This is a genomic window from Pollutibacter soli, assembly GCA_029269725.1.
In the GTDB taxonomy this organism is placed as follows: domain Bacteria; phylum Bacteroidota; class Bacteroidia; order Chitinophagales; family Chitinophagaceae; genus Pollutibacter; species Pollutibacter soli.
In genome coordinates this window covers 613,187-636,373 of sequence record JARJHS010000001.1, presented here as the reverse complement: position 1 = coordinate 636,373, position 23,187 = coordinate 613,187, and the positions used below count along the sequence as shown (strand labels likewise).

At 40.7% G+C, this 23,187-nt stretch carries 23 protein-coding genes; 4 read left to right on the top strand and 19 right to left on the bottom strand.

Annotated features, from left to right (window positions below):
* Positions 1-62: 62 nt before the first annotated feature.
* Positions 63-440, bottom strand: a complete 378-nt coding sequence (locus P2W82_RS02730) for a hypothetical protein (RefSeq protein ID WP_336514300.1) — start codon at positions 438-440, stop codon at positions 63-65.
* A gap of 25 nt (positions 441-465) precedes the next feature.
* On the bottom strand, positions 466-2,262 hold the full coding sequence (lepA, locus tag P2W82_RS02725) for a translation elongation factor 4 (RefSeq protein WP_473741690.1): 1,797 nt from the start codon (positions 2,260-2,262) through the stop codon (positions 466-468).
* A gap of 131 nt (positions 2,263-2,393) precedes the next feature.
* On the opposite strand from lepA, the gene P2W82_RS02720 reads away from it, so the two are divergent.
* Positions 2,394-2,651 (top strand): acyl-CoA-binding protein, encoded by a 258-nt coding sequence (locus tag P2W82_RS02720; RefSeq protein WP_336514299.1) that lies wholly within the window; start codon positions 2,394-2,396, stop codon positions 2,649-2,651.
* Here the strand turns inward: P2W82_RS02720 and P2W82_RS02715 are convergent.
* Entirely contained in the window at positions 2,641-3,999 is a 1,359-nt protein-coding gene (locus P2W82_RS02715; RefSeq protein ID WP_336514298.1) for a lipopolysaccharide biosynthesis protein, read from the bottom strand. The two genes, P2W82_RS02720 and P2W82_RS02715, sit on opposite strands and share 11 nt — an antisense overlap.
* A 75-nt stretch (positions 4,000-4,074) precedes the next feature.
* Here P2W82_RS02715 and P2W82_RS02710 point away from each other — a divergent pair, with 75 nt between their 5' ends.
* On the top strand, positions 4,075-5,226 hold the full coding sequence (locus tag P2W82_RS02710) for a hypothetical protein (protein ID WP_336514297.1): 1,152 nt from the start codon (positions 4,075-4,077) through the stop codon (positions 5,224-5,226).
* On the opposite strand, the gene tpiA is transcribed toward P2W82_RS02710, so the two are convergent.
* The 7 genes from tpiA to P2W82_RS02675 all read right to left on the bottom strand — a co-directional run bounded on the left by tpiA (position 5,223) and on the right by P2W82_RS02675 (position 12,974).
* Positions 5,223-5,993: a triose-phosphate isomerase gene (gene tpiA, locus P2W82_RS02705; protein ID WP_336514296.1), complete on the bottom strand. Its 771-nt coding sequence runs from the start codon at positions 5,991-5,993 to the stop codon at positions 5,223-5,225. The two genes, P2W82_RS02710 and tpiA, sit on opposite strands and share 4 nt — an antisense overlap.
* Positions 5,994-5,999: 6 nt before the next feature.
* On the bottom strand, positions 6,000-6,989 hold the full coding sequence (locus P2W82_RS02700; RefSeq protein ID WP_336514692.1) for a glucose-1-phosphate thymidylyltransferase: 990 nt from the start codon (positions 6,987-6,989) through the stop codon (positions 6,000-6,002).
* A 182-nt stretch (positions 6,990-7,171) separates the two neighbouring features.
* Positions 7,172-7,423 carry a type B 50S ribosomal protein L31 gene (locus P2W82_RS02695; RefSeq protein WP_336514295.1) on the bottom strand — a complete coding sequence of 84 codons (252 nt, stop codon included), beginning with the start codon at positions 7,421-7,423 and terminating at the stop codon, positions 7,172-7,174.
* A 99-nt stretch (positions 7,424-7,522) separates the two neighbouring features.
* Entirely contained in the window at positions 7,523-8,014 is a 492-nt protein-coding gene (locus P2W82_RS02690) for a YajQ family cyclic di-GMP-binding protein (protein ID WP_336514294.1), read from the bottom strand.
* Between the two features lie 433 nt (positions 8,015-8,447).
* Positions 8,448-10,931 carry a TonB-dependent receptor domain-containing protein gene (locus P2W82_RS02685; RefSeq protein WP_336514293.1) on the bottom strand — a complete coding sequence of 828 codons (2,484 nt, stop codon included), beginning with the start codon at positions 10,929-10,931 and terminating at the stop codon, positions 8,448-8,450.
* 233 nt (positions 10,932-11,164) lie between these two features.
* Complete coding sequence (locus tag P2W82_RS02680) at positions 11,165-12,445, bottom strand: prolipoprotein diacylglyceryl transferase (RefSeq protein ID WP_336514292.1); 1,281 nt, start codon at positions 12,443-12,445, stop codon at positions 11,165-11,167.
* Positions 12,446-12,557: 112 nt separating this feature from the next.
* A complete protein-coding gene (locus P2W82_RS02675; RefSeq protein WP_336514291.1) occupies positions 12,558-12,974 on the bottom strand; it encodes a BrxA/BrxB family bacilliredoxin in 417 nt (138 codons plus the stop codon).
* A 196-nt stretch (positions 12,975-13,170) separates the two neighbouring features.
* Here P2W82_RS02675 and P2W82_RS02670 point away from each other — a divergent pair, with 196 nt between their 5' ends.
* Positions 13,171-13,614, top strand: coding sequence for an Hsp20/alpha crystallin family protein (locus P2W82_RS02670; RefSeq protein ID WP_336514290.1), 444 nt, complete (start codon positions 13,171-13,173; stop codon positions 13,612-13,614).
* 161 nt (positions 13,615-13,775) lie between these two features.
* Positions 13,776-15,059 (top strand): hypothetical protein, encoded by a 1,284-nt coding sequence (locus tag P2W82_RS02665; RefSeq protein ID WP_336514289.1) that lies wholly within the window; start codon positions 13,776-13,778, stop codon positions 15,057-15,059.
* 126 nt (positions 15,060-15,185) lie between these two features.
* Here P2W82_RS02665 and P2W82_RS02660 read toward each other — a convergent pair whose 3' ends face one another.
* From P2W82_RS02660 to P2W82_RS02620, 9 genes are all read right to left on the bottom strand, one after another.
* A complete protein-coding gene (locus tag P2W82_RS02660) occupies positions 15,186-15,638 on the bottom strand; it encodes a nuclear transport factor 2 family protein (protein ID WP_336514288.1) in 453 nt (150 codons plus the stop codon).
* 68 nt (positions 15,639-15,706) lie between these two features.
* Positions 15,707-17,116 (bottom strand): type III PLP-dependent enzyme domain-containing protein, encoded by a 1,410-nt coding sequence (locus P2W82_RS02655; RefSeq protein WP_336514287.1) that lies wholly within the window; start codon positions 17,114-17,116, stop codon positions 15,707-15,709.
* 152 nt (positions 17,117-17,268) lie between these two features.
* Positions 17,269-17,613, bottom strand: a complete 345-nt coding sequence (rplT, locus tag P2W82_RS02650) for a 50S ribosomal protein L20 (RefSeq protein WP_336514286.1) — start codon at positions 17,611-17,613, stop codon at positions 17,269-17,271.
* Positions 17,614-17,650: 37 nt separating this feature from the next.
* Complete coding sequence (rpmI, locus tag P2W82_RS02645; protein ID WP_336514285.1) at positions 17,651-17,848, bottom strand: 50S ribosomal protein L35; 198 nt, start codon at positions 17,846-17,848, stop codon at positions 17,651-17,653.
* Between the two features lie 155 nt (positions 17,849-18,003).
* Positions 18,004-19,992 (bottom strand): M1 family metallopeptidase, encoded by a 1,989-nt coding sequence (locus P2W82_RS02640; RefSeq protein WP_336514284.1) that lies wholly within the window; start codon positions 19,990-19,992, stop codon positions 18,004-18,006.
* Positions 19,993-20,062: 70 nt separating this feature from the next.
* Entirely contained in the window at positions 20,063-20,812 is a 750-nt protein-coding gene (locus P2W82_RS02635; protein ID WP_336514283.1) for a hypothetical protein, read from the bottom strand.
* A 2-nt stretch (positions 20,813-20,814) separates the two neighbouring features.
* The gene (gene folB, locus P2W82_RS02630) at positions 20,815-21,171 is read right to left on the bottom strand and encodes a dihydroneopterin aldolase (RefSeq protein WP_336514282.1); all 357 of its coding nucleotides are present in this window, start codon (positions 21,169-21,171) and stop codon (positions 20,815-20,817) included.
* A 10-nt stretch (positions 21,172-21,181) separates the two neighbouring features.
* A complete protein-coding gene (locus P2W82_RS02625; RefSeq protein WP_336514281.1) occupies positions 21,182-21,919 on the bottom strand; it encodes a hypothetical protein in 738 nt (245 codons plus the stop codon).
* A gap of 14 nt (positions 21,920-21,933) precedes the next feature.
* Complete coding sequence (locus P2W82_RS02620; RefSeq protein WP_336514280.1) at positions 21,934-23,178, bottom strand: nucleoside recognition domain-containing protein; 1,245 nt, start codon at positions 23,176-23,178, stop codon at positions 21,934-21,936.
* Between the last annotated feature and the right edge of the window lie 9 nt (positions 23,179-23,187).

Here is a 23,187-nt window from a genome sequence, read left to right as displayed (position 1 = left end):
AAGTCTAAACAAAAAAACCTGCTCGCGTGAGCAGGTTTTTTTTATTTGAGTTTAGATCCGATTTAAGCGTCTACCAGGAAAGTTCCAAGATCAATCAACTCTCCTTTTCCCATCCTGAATGCCTCTAATGCTTCGATATCAACATCATCCATCACTTTGCTGCGGAAAATCTCTGAGCCGTTCTTAAACAAGACAAAATAAAAATCAAGCGAAGTTTCCCTGATGGGATCATTCCGGTCAAATTTTCCAGGATTGAAACGGATATGAATTTTTCCATTCCCATCCAGCCCCGATTCACCCAGGTAATCATCCTCTATAAAATCTTTATCGAATAACCTGACATTGTATTCTTTCCCTGTTATCGGAGTATCTGTCCCGCGTGCAATAAATCTTGCACTGACTTCAATATCCATTTCTTTTCCAAGAGAGTATTTTGCCATCTGAATTCAATTGAAGTATTAAAGATTAATCATCAAGTTTCAAAACAGCGAGAAAAGCTTCCTGGGGAACTTCAACGTTTCCAATCTGCCGCATTCTCTTCTTACCTTCCTTTTGTTTTTCAAGAAGCTTTCTTTTACGACTGATGTCACCACCATAACATTTCGCAGTAACATCTTTTCGCATTGCAGAAATATTTTCACGCGCTACGATCTTTGCCCCAATTGCGGCCTGGATTGCAATCTGGAACTGTTGCCTTGGCAAAAGTTCTTTCAGTTTCTCACATAATTTTCTTCCAAATTCCTGCGCGCGACTTCTATGAATCAATGCGCTTAATGCATCCACTTTTTCACTATTCAGCAGGATATCCATTTTCACGATATCACTTTCCCTGTATTCCAATGGATGATAATCAAAAGATGCATAGCCTCTCGTTTGACTCTTCAGCTTATCATAAAAATCAAACACGATTTCTGTCAAAGGCATTTCGAAAATCAACTCCACTCTGGTTTGAGTGAGGTAACTCTGGTTAATCAGGATACCTCTTTTACCCAAACAAAGCGTCATGATGTTGCCTATGTATTCCGGCTTGGTGATGATCTGCGCTTTGATAAAAGGCTCCTCGATGCGATCCATTTGTGTAGGATCCGGCATCTCCGTTGGGTTATTAACATTGATCTTCTCTCCGCGTGTTGTATATGCAACAAAGCTAACGTTAGGAACTGTTGTGATCACCGTCTGATCAAACTCACGTTCCAGTCTTTCCTGGATGATTTCCATGTGTAGCAAACCAAGGAAGCCGCAGCGGAAACCGAAACCAAGCGCCTGGGATGTTTCCAGCTCGAAAGTGAGAGAAGCATCGTTCAGCTGCAATTTTTCCATACAGTCACGCAGTTCTTCGAAGTCATCAGTCACCACAGGGAAAATGCCGGCGAATACCATCGGCTTTACTTCCTCAAAACCCTGTATTGCTTCAGCAGGATTAGCGGCGCTGATAATCGTATCACCCACCTTCACTTCTTTTGCATTTTTTATTCCAGTGATGAGGTAGCCAACATTGCCGCAATCCACTATCTGTGTTTGCTGCATTTTCAATTTCAGGATACCGACTTCATCAGCATCATATTCCTGATCAGTGGAAACAAATTTGATCTTTTCGTTCTTGCGTATACTTCCATTAACAATCCGGTAGTACACTATGATTCCGCGGAAGGGATTGAAAACACAATCGAAAATAAGCGCCTGTAGCGGAGCCTCAGGATTTCCCTTTGGCGATGGGATACGCTCAACGATACCTTCAAGAATTTCTGTAATACCGATTCCTGCTCTTCCGCTCGCAAGAAGAATATCTTCTTTTTTACATCCGATCAATTCAATGATCTGATCAGTCACCTCTTCAATCATGGCACCATCCATATCAATCTTGTTGATCACAGGTATGATTTCAAGATCGTTCTCAATCGCCAGGTAAAGGTTTGAAATCGTCTGTGCCTGAATTCCCTGCGTCGCATCCACCAGAAGTAAAGCACCCTCACATGCTGCCAGTGCACGGCTGACTTCATAGCTGAAATCAACGTGACCGGGAGTATCAATCAGGTTAAGTGTATAATCTTCACCATTTTTGTATTTGTAATTGATTTGAATGGCATGGCTTTTTATTGTAATGCCTTTTTCTCTTTCAAGATCCATGTCATCCAGAACCTGATCCATCATGTCTCTTTCACTGATGGTATTTGTTGCCTGCAGCAGTCGGTCGGCCAGTGTACTTTTTCCGTGATCAATATGGGCGATAATGCAAAAATTCCTGATATTCTTCATAACCATGCTCCCGGGTAAAATGATTTGATTTTGTCCCCTCCCGGCCGGGATGCAAAATTAACTCATTTTGGCAGTATTGCACTAACGTAGTTGTTTGCGAATGAGCTTTAACTTACTTTCGTGACAAACCCTTCGGTATGGACCTGAAAGCCCTTTTTGATAAAGCTGTCGACGAAAGCAAATCTCTCAGTGAAAAGCCCAGCAACGACACTTTATTGGCGCTGTATTCACTGTATAAACAAGCCACTGAAGGTGACAATACACTTGATCCTCCGGCAAATCCTTTTGATTTTGTGTCCAAGGCTAAATATGAGGCATGGCTGGGAGTAAAAGGAAAGACTAAAGACCAGGCAATGAAAGAATATGTTGACCTGATTGAAAAACTTAAAAATTAGGCCGGCCGAAAATTTTAACAGGCGTAATCAGCACTTTCTCGAAGCGGTAAAAAGATATTATTATCAGCGCATTAAAGACTACCGTCCCCGTTAGGCTGGCGAGCGCTGCACCGGCAATTCCCCACGCAGGAATCATGATGAAGCAACATAGAGCAGTTACCATCACATTTATAAACATGCAAAATGTTGCTGTTTTCTCTCTGCCGGAAACAATAAAAAAAATTGCAGCAGGACCTGAAAAAGCAGTTACCAGCTGCGATATTCCAAGAATCAACAGTGGTAAAAATGCAATTCTGAAATTAAAGCCATAAAGACCAAGCAGCCATTTCCCAGCAAATAAAATCAGGATAAACAAAATAACACAGCCCGCAAACGTGAGCCTTGCACCATTTTGAATCAATTTGTATGTCTCTGATTTATTTTCCCGGAAATGTTGCCTGGCGAGGAAAGTAGGTGCCACGAGGTTGATGATTATTGCAGGGTAGCCTACAATTTCAGCAATTTTCATCGCAACATTATAATACCCTACATCTTTTACCTCCGATATTAGTCCAACGCTCAGGATATCCAGGCGCGTTGTTAAAAAATATAGTATGGTAAGCAAGAGAAAATATCCATTCCTGCCAAATCTCAATTGTTCAAATGATACCGGATTGGAATAGGGCTTATGTCCTAATCCCTTCTTGGTAAGAAAAAAAAGATAGCAAAAACTGATAAAAAGACTGATTGCCGATATGACAATGAGTTTGTAAATGATATCAGAGCCAGGCCCGAAAGAATTTGCCAAAGGAACAATCAGCAATAAGAAGACGAGTGGCCTGATTACTTTTTCTGCAAGCTGACTTTGAACAATAGTACCATATCCGCGCAGGAAAGAGCTGTAGTTGCTATTTAATGCATGCAGTATTATCAGCCAAAGTCCAACCGAAAATACCGCCGCATTTTCATGTAATCCTGGTATTGGTAACAGATTTATTATGCTGTAAAAAATGACGACTACGATTACCGATGCAATAATAATTCCTGCTGTTGATATCCGGAGAATTTTCCGTAGTGATCCATAGTCCTCACTGAGATGCATAGCCGGCACCACAGCCAGATGATAGTCGTCCATCCCTATCTGCGCAAAAATTGCCAGTACGGCAAGCCAGCTAAATAAAAGACTGTATAACCCATATATTTCATCGCCAAACCATCTTGCAATCAGAACATTTCCACCAAATGTGAGTATCACTGCCAGAAAATGAAGGATAAAAACTTTAGAGCTTTTGTCAAGTACTGTTTGTATGTTAGCGCTTGCAGTATCTTTAAAAAACAGTTTGGTCAGGAATGCTATTATTCTGTTCATGCAAAGAATCTAAATATTTCCTGACACACGAGCACTATCAGTTAAAACAAAAAACTTAGTGGCAGTAGATTTATTGTGAAAATAGCAATTTACGATATTATTCATATTGAACAGGTGATCCCTCTCCTGAAGGTTGCGGATAAACTTAGCCTGGAACTGCTGCTTTTTACAAATGAAGAATTCCGGAATGACTTATTACTTCGTATTCCCGATCTGAATAAAAAATTTTCTGTCTTTTTTAAACCCACCGCAGAACGTGAATATCCATTTATGCAAAGAGCTATCGAAGAAGCGGGGAGGGAAAATGTGCGTGTTTTTTTATTAAACAGCATCGATAGTAAACACCTGCTTTGGTATAGATTGATGAAGACTTTACCGGAAGTTATTTTTTTGAACACACTTCACGAAATAAATAATCTTTTTACTGATATTTTCACAATTCACCCAAAGAAACTGATAAGGCAGTGGGGCAAAAAAAAATTCATACAAAGAATTGATGGTTTTGCACTAAATACGCCAGCACTACTTTCAAACATCAGTACCCGAAATCTTACACAGAAAAAACTCTGGTTATTTCCACAGGCAATATTTGATGAAAATGATATCAGGTATCCTGATCCCGGAACGGCGCTAAAAATTGTTTTACCTGGCACAATAGATGTAAGAAGGCGCGATTATGATTTCGCTCTCAATGTCTATGAAAAATTACTTGCAAAAGAAAATGCCATTCCACAATTGTATATCGCGGGCCCACCAATAGGTGATTATGGTAGAAAGATAATTGAACGTGCCATCGAAATCAATACGCGAGGTGGAATGATTCTTTACAGTAATGAAATAATCCCGGAATATGAATTCGATAATATTGTGAACAATGCGCATCTGTTATGGTCGCCGCAACAACTTAACACTTCCATAAATGACGGGATACAGGAGAGATATGGCGAAACAAAGAATTCAGGCAACACACATGTGGCACTGAGATTTGCACGACCCATGCTTATACCTGCAAAAATGAAAACTGCATTAGCGGAACAAAAAAGTGTCTTGTATTATTCTGGTCTTCAAAACTGTGTGGATTTGATTTCAATGCTGACAGAACATCCTGAAAAATTACTGGAGTTGCACGGGGAAGCAATAATAGAATCCCGGAATTTCAGCGTTGATGTAGTCGCTGAAAAATTCCGGGATATAATAAATTACTATCAGTCGAGGGCGGTTACTTAAACGGATTTCTTTAACGCCCTGATGATCGTTACAAATTCTGATGCCACCAATGATGCACCGCCAACAAGTCCTCCATCAACATCAGGCTGTGAAAAAATTTCCTGTGCATTACTACCTTTTACACTTCCTCCATACAGGATGGAAATCTGATCTGCAATTGGCTGACCATATTTTTTTGCGAGAACCTGCCTAAGCCAGTGATGCATTTGCTGTGCCTGCTCTGCAGTAGCGGTTTTACCGGTTCCGATTGCCCATATAGGCTCGTAAGCAATTACTATTTTCAATACTTGTTCAGCGGACAGATGAAACAGGCTTTCACTGATCTGTCCAGCGACAAATTCATTTTGTGTTCCTGCTTCGCGCGTAGGCAATGATTCACCGCAGCAGAAAATAGGTGTGAGATTATTTTCCAATGCAAGATTAATCTTCTCTGCAAGTATACCGTTGGTTTCATTGAAATATTCGCGGCGCTCAGAGTGACCGATGATAACATATTCGGCACCGACGGACGCTACCATTTCAGCGGAAATTTCCCCTGTGAATGCGCCCGATTTTTTATGATAGATATTCTGAGCACTTACACTATATCCGGGATTGTTCTTAACTTTTTTACGGGCACTGCGTATATAAAGCGCCGGTACTGCAAACACTACTTTTTTACCTGCTTCAGGTGTAGGTTCCTGTGAAATAATTTCTTCAATTAGCTGTTTTCCCTGTTTAAAATCCAGGTTCATTTTCCAGTTGGCTGCTGCGATCTGGGATCTCATGAATAGTTATTGTTTTTGGTAAATATTGGTTAGAGTTTCAATCATTTCTTTTGTCAGGGACTGTCCTTTAAATGCCATCCAACTATTTATTTCTATGACGACTTTTTCAAAATCATACTTTATTTTTCCATCTTTTCCCCAGGAGAAACTGGGGATGAATTTAGGTGTTAATTCCTGGCCATCGAAAATATTTGAACAGATTCCGGTAACGGTCCCGGTATTGAAAGATGTGTTGATGGCCGCCCTGCTGAAATCACCCATAATGAGTCCGCATTTATTTCCGGCAAATTCAAAATCCTTTTTGTACATAGACCATAACTTCACCTGGCCTGCAGTATTCTTCATGTTTGACGAGGTAGTACCCGCCCCCAGGTTACACCACTCGCCTACTACTGAATCTCCGAGGTAACCATGATGGGCTTTATTGGAATTCGCCATCATCACCACATTTTTAATTTCACCGCCTACAACACAATTGTGACCAATCGAAGTTGCTCCATATATACTTGTGCCTGCTTTTACAACTGTCTTACGCCCTATAAACAATGGTCCTCTTAGCATTGCTCCATCCATGATCAACGCGTCCTGGCTGATAAATACAGGTCCGTCTTTTGAATTAATGAAACAATGCTCCAACATGGCGCCTTCTTCTATGAAAACAGGAAATGATCCAATTGATTTTACATGCGATGGCAGCTCAGCAGATATGCGCTGACTTGTGGCAAGCCTGTAATCGAACAGAATTGCTTTTTGGTTCAGCTGGAAAATCTGCCATGGCTTTTCAATAAGTGTGTATTTACCCAGATATTCATTGACTGGAATCGATAAATCAAACTCATTAAAATCAGGCAATGCATTTTCCGGCAACGACAAATCCGAACCTGCAGATGCTGTTTCAAGGCCTTCACTTTCATATCGGCAACGAATACCCGAAATCCTCTCCCATCTTTCACGAAAAGTGAAAAATCCCATGGGGATATCTGCCACCTTTCTCACCAAAGAAAATGGTTGCAAAGAGTTCGAACTTTCATTACAGGAGAATACTAACGAAGGCATCTATATTCAGCGATCGGTTTACAGGTATATCAATAAAAATAACTTAATTCAGAATAAATCAATCGGTCTTGAAAAGTGAAAACCCTCCGGATGGGAGGGTTTTATCTTCAAAAGGGAGCAAATTATTTTTTCTTCTCGTATTTCTTTTTGAATTTGTCAATACGTCCAGCTGTGTCAACCAACACATTTTGCCCGGTAAAGAATGGATGTGAAGTGTTTGAAATTTCCATTTTTATCAATGGATATTCTTTGCCGTCTTCCCATTTCAAAGTTTCCTTTGAAGGAGCAGCTGAGCGGGTGAGGAATGTATAACCGTTACTCATGTCTTTGAAAACCACAAAACGGTAACTTTCCGGATGGATACCTTTTTTCATAATTTTTGTTTTAAGGCCGCATGGATTTTTGCCATGTCGTTTTAGAAATGAGCGGCGAAGTTACGTCGTTAAATTCAGGTAAACAAATGATTTCCAGCCTCAGTTGCGCATATTTTCATACTGGAGAGGAATGCCAATGTCCGAAGCCCTGCAGAGGGCGATAACTTCCTGAAGATCATCGATTTTCTTACCAGTCACACGTACAGTCTCGTCCATAATCTGTGCCTGTACCTTAAGACCAGAATCCTTAATCAGCTTAACCACCTTCTTGGCGTCCTCCATCTTCAGACCATTTCGTACAAGAATTTCATGTTTGAAAGTCTTACCACTGGGGTAAGGTTTTTTGCTTTGGTCAAAAGCCTCAGGTGCTATGCCCTGCTTATGGGCGCGGTTAATCAATACCTCAATCAGCTGACGCAATTTCATTTCATCTTCTACTGTAACAGCGATAGTAAATTCTTTTTTATTCAGATTAATCTCTACCGGTGAACCCTTAAAATCGAACCGGTTGGAAATTTCCTTAGTTGTTACGTTGACTGCGTTGTCTAAAGCCTGTGTGTCAACTTTACTGACGATATCAAATGATGGCATGCCGTTTAGTTTTTTGTAAAATTAAGGCAAGATGAAGAAGTTTGAAGGCAGTCTCACTATTAGCGCGATGCCAATGTTTCTTAAAAAATAACATAGATTATCCTGCCGATAGCCTCTAAGACTCAAAGACTGTAAGGCAACTCGAAGCAAATCTTTGAGCAACCTTCGAGTCTTGGAGACTTCCCGGCAAAAAGGAAGTTGTATAGTAGTAGGGACGCAGAAGAATTAGCAGTAAGTGTTCAGTAACAAGCTTCATGTTTGTAATTTCAAATATTTGAGAACCGACGCACCGGACATTGGCTGTTTCTTTTGCCCCCCACAATACAGTGAGGGCCTGTTTGCTATTGCGTTGCTGTTCCCTTCGCCCCATAAAAAAAGATCCCGTTGAGAACAACAGGATCGCCTAACGTCATGAGAAACGAACAAAAAAAGTTTAGCTGCTGCTACCGTTTTTAATACGATTCAGCTCTTCAGATGCACCACCGGTTTTCCTTGAACGCTGCTCTTTGATCGGTTTTCCAAATCTCCAGGTGAAGGAGATATTAGCTACGCGACTATCACGCACGTTCCTGAATGTGGCCATTGTATTTTCAAAATTGATGCTTCCTTTTACCTTCTGTGTGTAGAATACGTCGCGCAAACTCACTTTCACAGTACCTTTTCCTTTCAACACCTGCTTTGCCCCACCGATATACACCTGTCCCATCGGTTCAATCAGTATCTGACCTTCGATACCTTTTGATCTGTACCATCCACTCATTTCAGCACTCCAACCATTTTTGAACTTAAGCTGGTTATTGAAATTGACCATCCAGTTGGTTGCTTCTACATCGAGCATTTCCTTATTGATCTCACCGCGGTAATGACTGTAATTAACATTTGTGTAGAGCACCATAGTCCACCATTTCTTAATGGGATATTGCACACTTACAGACAAGCCAGCATTCTGACGGAAACCAATATTTCCCTGTCTTACGATCGTTGCATAATTTTCCTCACCATTCGGATTCTTCGCCTGTTCAAAAGTTTCTGTCTGAAAATTCGTCGTGTAACTATAGTTTGCTGTAGTGGTCAGGAACTCTTTGAATGTGTGTGACAGCTCGATGTTGTCGGTGTACTGAGGCAACATAAATGGATTACCAGACTGATAGGTGTATTTATCTAGGAAGAACAGAAATGGATTAAGATCCTGGTAGTTGGGCCTGTCTATTCTTCTGCCATAATTCAAACCTAACTGGTGGTTCTTTGCCACTTTATAACTGAGATAAACTGTCGGGAAGAAATTACCATACGTTCTTTTGAATGATGAATCCTTCACAGTCGGATTACCGTACTGAAGACCATTGATCCTTGTATGCTCATATCTTAAACCTGCCTGTACACCGAATTTTTTGAATTGCCTGTTTACATTGATATATGCTGCATTAATATTTTCCTCATAATTGAACTTATTTGTTTTCGAGAGATCCGGCGCTTCCGCACCTTGTTCAAGAATGTAATAAAAGGCCGAGTTATTGGTATTTACAAAGGATGTTTTTATACCTGTTTCGAATTTATACGACTTAAATATATTCTGTGAGTAATCCACTTTACCGGTGAAAATGTTGATGTTAACCGGAAGATCTCCGCGCAGAAATTCATTGTACATAGGATCCCATTTTGGATCGTACGTAGTATTAACGAGGTTTTGCTTTGTCTTTGAATTATACGTAACATAGTCAAAGTCAGAAGTAATTTCTTTACCTGTACTGTCGAACTGGTGGCGGAGATTCAGGTTGAAGCTGTTATTTGTCCAACGATTATCATTTCTGCTTTTTGCGTAAACTATTGAATCGGTTGTTCCGTGAGGATCCTGCAAATAACTTGTACTGCTGTTAGTGAATAATTCAGGATTGATAAATCCGCTCGCAACAAAACCGATGGTGGTTTTTTTCGAAAGATAATAATCTGTACCAACCTTCAGAGTGAAGTTGTCTGAATTGGTACGCATCCTGTTGTAAGATTCAAAGATTGCATTTAGATCTCCAGTTGCCGGATCCTTAAATTTCCTGTTGATATCAAGATTCTGAAAACCATTCCACTTGCTATAGCCCCCGTTTGCAAATACATTGAATTTGCCGGAGCGATAGTTGATGTTGAAATTGTCATTAGTTTTCCAGTAAACACCCTGTCCGTAGTTTAAAGTCGCGCTACCATTAAATCCTCTTTGTTTATTCTTTTTGGTTTTGATATTGATGATACCGGAGTTACCAGCGGCATCATATTTCGCGGATGGGTTTGTCATGATTTCTATAGTCTCAATCGAGCTCGCCGGCATACTCCTGAGCAGGTTGGCCAGTTCATTTGTTCCCAGGTACGTAGGACGGCCATCCAGCATGATCATCACCTGTTGTTTTCCTTTCAATGCAACAGCACCATCTTTATCTACGGTAACTCCCGGAGATTTTTCCAATACATCCATTGCCGTGGAACCTGCATTCGAAATCTGCCCCTCCACATTTACAATCATCCTGTCGATTTTCTGTTCTATTATTGGCTTTCGCCCGGACACTGTCACTCCCTCGAGCTGCTGAGTTGATTGGGCCATTTTTATCTCACCCGCATTGAAAACCGGTTGCTGATCATTCAGGGTTATTACCTGGCTGCGATATAACTTAAGTCCGGCAGCTGTAATTTGGATCAGATAGTCACCTGCCTCTTTAATGGAAACCGAAAAACCTCCGTCCGCACCGCTCACTTCGTTTTTAATAACTGATGAATCTTTGGTTTTCAATATGCTGATGGTTGCAGCCTCAATTGCCTGTTCTGTTGAATTTGATACTTTCCCTTTAATTACGTAACTCTTTCCCTGGCTGAAACCCAAAAATGTAAGCAATAAAAAAAATCCCGTCGTGATGATAAGTTGCAATTGTTTCATTTTCTCGTGCTTTAGTACCTTTCAATATATATTACAGTTCAAAAGTAAGTACCATGCTATGCATAGTAACTTGTTTAATGTCGGATGGCTGATTTCTGTGATTTCCGGAAGAATTACAGACATGCATGGTACGCCTCTGTTAAAGAGAAGTTACAGAATCCGGAACCTGATTGGATGAAAGGTGAATAATGGCTTTTAATGGAAATATGCCTCTTATTAAGAAATTTCCTATATCAGGCAGTTCTTACCCGGCCCCGATAGAACCAAAGGATAAGTCCGCCAAGAATGAGAAGAGTTGATATTAATTCGGCTTGTGTGGGATGAAAACCAAATAAGTTATAGGTTGTATTGACCCGAATCTTTTCAATAAAAAAACGTTCAAAACCATTGAGCACCAGATATACGGCAAAAAGACGTCCGGAAATCTTAATTCTTTTACGGAGAAACCAAATCGCCAGGAATAAGATTGTGCAGGTAATGATTTCATACAATGTCGTCGGAAAAACTGGTGGGACCAGTTGATTGCAATAGTTACCGGTGCATCCGGGAATAGCAACCCCCACCTCATTTACATTGTGAGGAAAGTTGTATGCCCAGAACCAGTTTGGTAAAAATTCGGAACCATGGAAATAGGCATGAGGAATATTTTTCAGATCTCCGAACTCCGCAATAAGGTATTTGCTGAAGTTGCCTGAAGTATTCAGGCTACTTTCAAAAGCGCCTTTTGCAGCAGGAATGATATCTCCGTCTGCCGAAACAGTATACGCGCTATTAAATATCCCCCAGTCGCCATCACCGGAAACATGACAACCGATTCTTCCGATGGCATAAGCGATCATTAAAACAGGTGCAGTCGAATCCAGAAGATGCCATAGATTGATATGTTTTCTTCTGGCGTAAGTAAGAATGCAAATTGCGGCCAGTATCAAACCACCATAAAATGTAAGGCCACTCGGTGATAAAAGATTCGCTATCGGATTTTGAATGAAGCGATCCCAGTTCTCCAGGTTGTCAAAAATTTTCGCACCGACAAATCCAGCAATCGCCCCGATAATTATGATGTCCCCTACTCTTTCGTGTGGCCAGATCCTGATCTTTCTTTCCTCGGGAGAAGGAAGCTCCTGTTTCTTTTTCTCGCGATACTTAACCCAGGAAAAAAGCGCCGCCAGTAATATTCCACCAATCCAGCTTCCTTTCGAAGAAAATATGTATTCCTGTGGATTGGTATCTGAATTATTAAAAAAAACACCAATGATTTTATAGCCGACTATAAACCCAAAAATGATATTGAAAATAAGATCAGACAGCTTTACTTTTTCACCAACAACAACGGCTTCCTCCTTAAATGAAAGTAATCCCTGTTTCTCCTTTCTTTTTAATTCTGAAGTAAGCATCAGGGCCGAAACAACAAATGCGATTGCAACAAAAAATCCGAAAGAGTTAATGTACTGAGTGAAATTCCAGGGGGTAATATTAAATGTCTCCTTAAGAAAATAGTAAAGGTTGGGATACATGAAAGTCGCAGCTGTTTAATCCACAATGATAGTCGAAAAATGAATAAGTATAAATTAAATAGTCCCTTACCGGGACTATTTAAAACTATTCAACTATAAGACAAAGCAAAAACTAATTACAGTATTCGTCGAATGCTGCTATAAGATTCTGAGCGATCAATTGAGCCGGACGTCCTTCAATCTGATGACGTTCGATCATGTGCACGAGTTCCCCATTTTTAAACAAGGCGATGGCTGGTGAAGACGGAGGATAAGGAAGCAAATGCTCACGCAACTTACTTACCGCATCGATGTCATAACCAGCGAAACTTGTGGTGAGAAAATCAGGTTTTTTAGGACTGTTATGAACAGCCATCAATACGCCTGGTCTCGCAGAACCTGCTGAACATCCGCAAACTGAGTTAATCATAACGAGCGTGGTTCCCTGTTTCTTCAGTGATTCAGTCACTTCCTCAGGCGTCAATAATTCAGAGAAGCCATTCTCTGTCAACTCCTCCTTCATTGGAGTCACTATCTGTGTTGGATACATATGATCGAGTTCTTTTTTATTTGAAATACAAAATTACACGAATGATGAATTGAATGAACAAGCAAATTTGTCAGTAAAATTTATAGCTGAGCGCCAAATTGTCTTCAATCTGATACTGACAATGCCATTCTGAGCATCGATTTTCAAGTGGTATCTGGTTTGTTGAAGAAAAAGAAACAATAAAAATCATCGAGCTATGACACTGGTAAAATTTAATCAAAGACCGTTTGAGAAATCTTTCAATAGCATTTTTGAAGATCTTTTTCAACATTTCCCTGCTACCGGCGCAAACACAAAAGATTGGAGTTTGAACGGAAATGCTCCTGTAAATATTAATGAAACAAAGGAAGCTTATCAGCTGGATGTGGTAGCCCCTGGGTTCGACAAAGCGGATTTTAAAATCAATGTCGATCAGAACATTTTAACCATTTCCGGTGAAAAGAAAACCGCTGAAAAAACAGAAGGCGAAAAGCAGATCAGAAAAGAGTATGGTTTCAAATCATTTAAAAGATCATTTACTCTTGATGAGGCTATCGACGATGCAGGGATTTCTGCAAAATATGAAAACGGTGTACTGAACGTAACGCTTCCTAAAAAAGAAGAAGTTAAAGTAACTCCTAAGGAAATCAGTGTGCAGTAATTGCTGCTGATCCTCATATATAGTTTAAAAACGAAGTGAACAGGATCTGTGAACAGCCCCTCTTTTTCAAGAGGGGTTTATAATTATATTATTTATTTAAGAAAATCGTTGTAGAGTTTGCCTTAATTTCGCCGCGCATTCTTGAACTAAAACCTCACGTATTGAGAAAGCTTTTAATATTCTCTATCCTATTGATGATCCTTGGTTCTGTGCGATCCCAGGAAGTACAGCATAAAGACACGATTCCGCACAAAAGCGATACCATACAGCATGCTTTACCGGTTGACACCACCTTACGGATCATCAACCTCAACCCCTATTTTACCATCCATGTTGATTCGATCTTTCAGTATGGCATGGAGATAAACCGGCCAAAGGAATATTATTACTGGTTCCTGAGAAATGCTCCCGTGGGTGTTCGCATTGACAGAACTTCCGGGCAATTGTATTTCAAGGCTGACAAGTCGTTTTTCCGTAGTGGAAAACTTAAATACGATGAACCCTATCGTGTGGAAATCGGAGTTCAGAATTTGTTCTTTCCTGCTGATCGGGTTGATACAAGTTTTAACCTGTTATTTTACAGCACTGAAATAAATTCATCAAAATTGAAACCGACAATTACCCAGACTCAGTATAATGAGGAGGGCGATTCTATCCGGTTCAAAGTGCAATGCGAAGCGGGTACCTTCCCTTTTGAACAGATTACCCTGAGCACAAATATTCCTATTTCAAATTATACGCTTGTAAAAAGGTGTGATGATGAATTTTCCTGGATGATCCCATATGATTTTATCCGGGATAATGATACTGCAAAATCTAAAACACTTCTGGTTCAGTTTATCGGGTCTGATAAATTTCAGAACAAAGACACGGCTACATTACGATTTGTGATCAGGCCGGGAATTAACTATCCGCAAAAATATGCCGAGCACAAAGTGGTCGCCGATGAGATGGCGAAATACATTAAGAATCTGAAGTTGACTTTCTACGTGATCACCAAGAATGTAAAGACCAACAAAAATGCCCGTGCTACGTTCGACATCACTGGTTCTACAACAGCATTGGCCGGCACCGTACTTTCCACTGCATCAGATGATCCCGGCACTCAGGATATAGGAAAGATTTTACCAAGCATAGGTCTGACGATGGTTCCTGTTAAAGAAGCCGTAGCTCCAAGTAAAGTGCAGGAACAGAATACCGCCGCACAAGTGAGAGCCACCATCAAACGTCTTGAATATGTTTATTCAGAAGGTGCGCTTGTTGGTGACCGTGACCCTGATCTTCTTGCAAAGACAAAAAAACTCCGCGACGAATTAAAGCAGGCGCAATTGCAGCTGGTCGATTTACCAATCGTCGATTTCGATACACGTTATTCCCAGGAAGAAGCAGATAAATACTTCAATAATCCGAAAGTAAATAAGAAGTATAAGCTGAAGGTGAATTAAGTAAGGAAGTAGTAGGTAATTAGTAGAAAGCAGTGAGCAGCAGCAGATCGGTGTAGTCTGTACTTAAAACAATTGATAGTTTTCAGGTTGGTGCCCCTGCTTCTGGTTCCAGATTATTAATAACAATTACTCACAGGGAGTTTTCCTTCGCGTATCGATCAGATACTGAATTTTCCACTGACCTTTAATACGTACAAGGTGAAATGAATTCACTCCGCAATGACTGAAATTTCCATTGAAGTAGAATTTATAGGGCGTCCAGACAAGGGCCAGATCAGCGTCAATTTTTACCGTTTCAAAAACAATACGTTCATCTGCCGCTCCTGATTTCAGACCTCCAATAGAAGTTGCGAATTGTTTCACTGACTCATTCCTGATGTACTTCTCCCCTACTTTATTTTGCGCAATGGTTTGCAGAATAGCACTATCAGCAAATGTTGCCACAAGTGCCTCAGGGTCTGCTGCCTTCATCGCAGCAAAAAGATTATTGACCACAGTTTTCACCGAGTCTTCACTGGATTGTGCTTTGGTTGCAATGGAAATAAACAGAATAGCGGAAAATAAAAGAAATTTTCTCATGTTGATCATTTGATTGACAAATAAAGTCAAATCCAAAAAGTCATCCGCGCATTTGTGTTATGCGGCAATTATTTGATATAACCGAGAATCTTCAACATACTCTGCGCACTCTGTTCTTTTGCATATACCCAATCCACCAGTTTACCGCTTTTATCTTTTTCGATAATGATGTGTTTCGGAGATGGAATCATGCAGTGTTTTATGCCACCATATCCACTGATCTGGTCCTGGTATGCACCTGTATGAAAGAATCCAAGATATAGCGGTTCATTCGGGGTTTCGCCATTGAGCTTTGGCAGGAAAACTTCATTGATATGCTCTTCCGAATCGTAGTAATCATGACTGTCGCAGGTGATTCCTCCCAACACCACACGCTGGTATTCATTATTCCATTTGTTTACGGGCAATAACAGAAATCGTTCACCGATTCCCCAGGTATCTGGCAGTGTCGTGATAAATGACGAATCAATCATGTACCATATCTCGCGATCATTCTGAACTTTCTGACCAATCACACTGTAGATATGTGCCATGCTCTCTCCCACAGTAAAACTTCCGAATTCCGTAAAGATATTCGGCATTGGCACTTTCGCTTTTTTACAGGCTTTTTTAATGTTTCCCACAATTTCGGTGATCATAAACTGGTAGTCATAATCGAATCCCAGTGAATGTTTAATCGGGAAACCACCGCCAATATTTATTGAGTCCAGTTCAGGGCAGATTTTTTTTAGCTGGCAATACAGGTTAACAACCTTATTTAATTCACTCCAGTAATAGATATCATCTTTGATACCCTTGTTCAGGAAAATATGCAGCATTTTCAGTTGAAACTTATTTTCATAGCCTTCAATCTGATCTACATAAAACTCGAGGATATCTTTTGCTCTTAATCCCAGTCTTGAAGTATAAAATGGAAATGTCGGCTCTTCCTCTGCCGCAACCCTGATTCCAAGTTTGAACGGAACTTTCACACTCCGTTTATAAAGATCGAGTTCATCTTTATTATCAAGTACGGGTATCACATTTTTGAACCCATTATTCAGCAGCTTCGCAATACGGCTGGTGTATGATTTCTGCTTGAATCCGTTGCAGATAATAAAAATATCCTTGTTGATTTTTTTCTTTTCATATAGCCTGTTGATAATCTCAATATCATAAGCATATGATGTTTCAAGATGAATATCATGCTTTAATGCTTCTTCCACCACGAAAGAAAAATGGGAACTTTTTGTACAGTAGCAGTAATGATATTTTCCTTCGTATTTGTGCTTTTTGAAAGCATTCACAAACATCTGCTTTGCCTTATTGATCTGCGACTCGATTTTTGGCAGATAGGAAAGCTTCAATGGTGTTCCATATTTTTCAATAATGGCACGGAGGTCAACACCGTTAAAAAATAAATTAGAGTCATGAATTTCGAAACCTTCCTGGGGAAAATAAAAGGTTTGCTTTACAAGGTCCGTATACGTATTGCTCATCCGGAGAATGCGTTATAGAGTTGTTTGCCTGGTTGTTTGTTTACTTTCCGGTGCTGCCGGATTTTTTCTGGGTACAAATGTAAATTTTTGCTGTATCAGTTGCATAAAAAAACCGGATACCTGAGTATCCGGTTTTTTTCAAATTTTCCTGATTATTTAACTGAAGCAACGAGGCTTTTGAAACTTGCAGGCTCGTTCATGGCAAGATCTGCCAGCACTTTGCGATCAAGATCAATTCCTTTTGCTTTTAGTTTGCTGATGAATTCAGAATAAGTCAAACCTTCTTCGCGAACAGCAGCATTGATACGCACGATCCAGAGACTGCGGTATTCGCGTTTTTTCAGTTTACGACCTACATAACGATATTGAAGACCTTTTTCAAGAACGTTTTTAGCAACGGTGTAAACATTTTTCCTTTTGCCATAAAATCCTTTGGCTTCCTTTAAGATTCTTTTTCTGCGTGCCCTTGAAGCAACTGCATTCACTGAACGTGGCATATAAAAATTTTTTTGTTGTTAATGGAAATGGACCCGGTTATTTCAATCTCAGCATTCTTTTTACAAAATCGAGATTAGCATGATTCACCTGACCTTCGATTCTCAAAGCACGTTTACGTGATTTTGATTTTTTAGTGAGCAAGTGACCGCGGGTTGGTTTCCGGTAAGAAATTTTGCCGGTTGCAGTGATCTTGAAGGTTTTTTTGGCCCTTGAATGGGTTTTTACCTTAGGCATAATTATTTGTTTTCCTGTTTACCCTGCTGGTGCCTCCGAACAGACGGAGATCTTTTGGAACCTTTTGGGCTAATACCACTTCTGAATAATCTCAAAAATGGAGCGCAAAGTTAAGGGTTTTACGCATAAAACCCAGCAAAATTCTGGCAGAACTTTTAATTTCCCGCCTTCCATTCATTATTGGATATCTCAAAGTCAGGAAATATAGCATCGGGATCAATTACCACGCTGGTAACTTCTTCCTTTGTAGGCAAAAGGACTTTTATTTCACTATTGTTCTGCCATACTTCCACGGGAAGCGTTTTCCGTCCTTTTTGCCCGCTTTTGGTTGTGTACTCCAATATAACCGGCATGGCCATCTGGTCTAAATTCTGCACAGTTACCAAAGATCCGCTAGCAGGATTGCCCTGGAAACTTTCCACCTTTACTACAGCCTGGTCTAGTTTATAATTCTCCAGGAACATTCCTTTCCAGAACCAGGCTAAATCCTCGCCTAATGAGTTTTCCATACTACGGAAGAAATCCCATGGAGTCGGATGCTTGAACGCCCAGTCAGCTGTATATTTTCTGAAAGCCCAATCAAATCTCTTTGCTCCGACTATATTATTCCGAAGTATACTTAAAGCATAGCCGGGCTTGGCATATAAAGCAATTCCGATGTTTCTTTCTTTCATACCATCAGGCGTATAAAAGATCCCTTCTGTCTGGGGATTAAAGAGGCTTTTGGCATAAGCGGACCCGTTTATTTTACCCTCCGCATACTCACCTTTATTGAAATCCTGCGAAGCAATAGTATTAATGAATGTATTGAAGCCCTCATCCATCCATCCGAATCTTCGTTCGTTTGTGCCCACAATCATCGGGTACCAGGTATGGCCAAACTCATGATCTGTCACCCCCCAAAGGGAAGCGCCTTTTGCATTGGCATGGCAAAAAACAATTCCAGGATATTCCATACCGCCGATATTACATGCTACATTGGTTGCGGCCGGATATGGAAATACAAACCATCTTTTTGAATAGTTTTCTATGCTCGCCTTAGTATACTCTGTACTTCTTCCCCATGCACCATTTCCCGCTGATCCGGGAGGATAAACGGATTGCGCAAGTGCTGTTTTCCCATCAGGCAAATTGATTTTAGCAGCATCATATATAAATGATTTTGATGAAGCCCACGAAAAATCTCTTGCATTCTGTATTCTGAATTTCCAGGTGATTTTTGCTTTATTAGGTCTGGAACCTGCCTGCCCCACTTCCTGTTCACTACGAATAACCACGGTTGCATCACTCTGTTTTGCTTTGTTGAAGCGTGTGACTTGTTCTGCTGTCAATACCTCAGCCGGATTGAGTAGCTCACCGGAAGCAACTACAATATGACTCGAGGGCGTTGTAATATTAACATCAAAATCTCCGTATTCAAGATAAAATTCTCCGGCCCCGAGATAGGGATCGGTATTCCATCCGCGAACATCATCAAACACACACACCCTTGGATACCATTGAGCGATTGCATATATATCTCCCTGTGGTGTGGAATGAATTCCAGTACGGTCGGCACCATATTTTGGAACGATGTACGAATATTCGATAGTGAGCTTAACTACGTCGCCACCGGGTTTCATCGGCTTCGCTAATTTGATCTGCATGCGTGTATCCGTCATTATCGTGTCTGCATTGCCGTTAGTACCAGCAACCTTTACTGATTTAATGCGATACCCGCCATCATTGAAAGGGTTTTTAGGGTCGCCATATCGACTTCTCGACAACGGATTCAGCTTAGCAAATCCCCGCGATGAGGGATTGAAAAGATTCTGGTCCAGCTGAAGCCATATATACGGAACCGTAAGCGGACTATTATTTTTATAAGTGATCGTTACCGATCCCGACACTTCATTTTTTGTATCATCAAGTTCTGCAGAAATCTGGTAATCTGCACGATTCTGCCAATAGGAAGGACCCGGTTCTCCTGTTGCTGTCCGATAACTGTTTGGCGTTTGAGGGTAAAAGCTGGGGGCAAAAAGTTTATGTGGGTCATAGCCCTGTCCCGCTGTCGTATTTGCCACTGTATTCACAGATGTCTGCGCAAGACCGGAGCTTAACAAAATGCTGAGGCCTGCAAAGAAGCCACTCACTACTTTAATCATGGTATTTAACGTTATTGATAGAAAACAAATTCGGGATATTTAAAACGCAATTCAATAGAGCTAAGTGCAATTATAACAAGCTTTCCAGCATTTTTTTCCCTTCGGCTTTCAATGCAGCATCATCCGCAGTCCGGGGAGGTAATTTGATCATTCTGTTGAGTACTTCTATCGATTTATCACTTTTGCCAGCGGCTTTATAGGCTTTTGCCAGTTCCAGGTAGTTAGCAACAAACCATGGATCAAGCCGCCTTACTTTTTCAAAATTTAAAAGTGCAACTTCTAAAGATGCTGAGGGCAAACCACCATATAATACCTTCAGAGCAGCTTTCTCAGCAACATTCTTCGAAGATATATCCATATTCCATTTGCCGAGTAAATGTGTAGCATACACATGGTCCGGAGATATGGCAATCGTCGAATCAGCCTGTGTTTTGAGGTCGCGCATATAGGCAGCCCGCTCTTTTCCGCTTGAAACTGAGGCCATCTTTTCCGCTGCCAGTGCCATTACATAGTGCGACTGAGCACTGTCTTTTGCAACTGCCAAAGCTGATCCGGCATATATTTTAGCCGCTTCAAAATATTCAGATTGTTTCCTTTTGTCTTTTTCTCGCGCCCCAATGATACTATAGGATTCACTGGTTGCCACCAGGGCACTGAAATCATTTGGCGATAGTCTCAATGCTTCCATGTATTTCTGGAGAGCCTCGCCATCTTTCATATTTTTTCTGAGGACATTTCCCTCCGTCACCAGGTATGTAACGCCCTGCGCAACAGAGATGTTGATAAATCCCAGGAGTGCTATCAGAACTATAAATTTCATGCTCACAGGTCGAATTTTTTTTGATACCGGATTCCCGGCTGACCCTGAAAATTAAGAATCGGGGCTTGTAATTTACTTATGGATATGTTAATTTCCAGAATTTGCGGGAAGGTAGTTTTTAAATCCTCTGCAATATCCATGGCAAGGCTTTCCAACAGTTTCCCAGGTGTTTTCAGCCTCGTTTTTATAATCTGGAAAACTTCTCCATAATTGATGGTTTGGTCCAATCTGGAAACTCTTTCCTTCTCTTGATACCGAAGTTCAATATTTACTACCAGCTCATTCCCGGTACGATGTTCCTCATCGAATAAACCCTGGTACGCATGAAACCTCAAATCATGTAAAAAAACTGTAATCATTCCAAGTAATTTATTCCAGCCTGATTTTTTTCTGCATCAGCCAGAAACGCGAAAAATCCGCATCAAGTAAAATGCTGTCTGATTTGATTTCATGATTTAACCTGAAATTAGTGAAGGTTGAATCGTGCAGATTGAAAAGATAAATTTCAGGTATCCATATCTGTCCGGTCTCGTTGGTATTGACAAGGCCGAGCACAAAAGAATTATTGTCCAGCCAGTCTGCGGTTTCCACCACCTGCTGCGTACCATTGTACATCAGTTGCCTGGAAGAATTATGCTTTTTATCTGCAATGATCACTTCCTGATCAGGTCCTCCCCCACGCATGACCTGGTTGCCATTTTCATCAGGCTCTATATTTCGTAAATAAGACCAGAAATCAATCAGCTTTGTACTATCGGGAGAATACGCAGTTACTACTTTAAAAACAGATTCATTCGTAACCCCCGAAGAATTATTCATTTCCTCCATGTGAAGTACGACGCCCGATGCTTTGAAGTTTATTAATTGAAAGGCAGAATCAAACTGCTGATAATAGTTAATCCAACTACTGAGATTTGGTGGAAGCGTCTTTATCGCCAGCGTATCATTTTCTTCGTACGCGGAACTAAGTGTAGGATCTTCTTTCTCTTTATTGTACTCATCATCTTCGTTCCTGCTTTTGCAGGAAAAAATAAAAACTGAAACTGTGATAAATGCGAAAAAAATCAGGCCGGTTTTTCTTAAAAATCTGGTATTGCTAAAAATCATTATTCATTATCAATTCAGGTCCCGAAAAAAAGGTAAGCGACAAATATCGCAGTTATAATTCCTACCAGGTCGGCAAGCAACATGGAAGGTAGCGCATATCTGGTGTTTTTTATTGATACAGATCCAAAATAAACAGCAATCACATAAAAAGTTGTATCGCTTGATCCCTGGAAAACGGCAGATAATCTACCTGGGAATGAATCTGCACCATAAGTTTCCATCGTGGAAATCATCATTCCTCTTGAACCACTTCCGCTGAGTGGCTTCATTAAGGCTGTTGGTAATGCTTTTACAAATTCAGTATCTACCCCCAGCATCGTAAAAAAACTGGTAAGCCCATCAATGATGAAATCAAACGCTCCTGAACTGCGAAGCACACTGATGGCCACCAACATGGCCACCAGGTAAGGGATAATCTTGATGGCAATTTCAAATCCACCTTTGGCTCCATCAATGAATGCCTCGAACACATTGACTTTTTTAATCAGACCTCCGACCAGAAATGCAAAAAAGATGAGTATAATGATTGCATTACTAAGAATCGCAGAAAACCTTTCAATCCCGGGTTGATCAAGGAAAACTTTCATGTACCAGATCAGAGAGGCAATGAGTGCCGAAATCCCGAGTACCCATCCGATAATTACCGGTTGAAGCAGATTTATCTTTTGGCGGAAAGAGATGATGATCAAAGCGGCTACAGTAGCCGCAAAAGTGGCGATCATACAAGGTATGAATATATCAGTCGGATTTGCTGCTGGTGGTTTTACGGCAGCTCGCATAGCAATGATACTAACAGGAATTAAAGTCAGCCCAGACGCATGCAATACCAAAAACATCAGTTGCGCATTACTCGCTTTTTCTTTTTCAGGATTCAACTGCTGTAAGCTTTCCATAGCCTTCAATCCAAATGGCGTGGCTGCATTATCCAGCCCCAGAAGATTGGCTGAAAAGTTCATCATCATATGTCCCATGGCGGGGTGATTTCTGGGAACTTCAGGGAATAATTTGCCGAAAAACGGACCGACGATCCGCGAAAGAAACCGTATGGCTCCTGCCCTTTCCCCGATATTCATAAAACCAAGAAAAAGCGTCATTATTCCTATCAGCTTAAACGAAAGATCAACGCTATCCCCCGCGGACTTGAAGATTCCGTCTACAATTGTTTTGAAAATCAACGCATCGCCCGTAACTATCCACTTAAAAAAAGCGATAATAAAGGCAATGAGGAAAAAAGCAAGCCATATGTAGCTAAGAACCATGTTTCAATA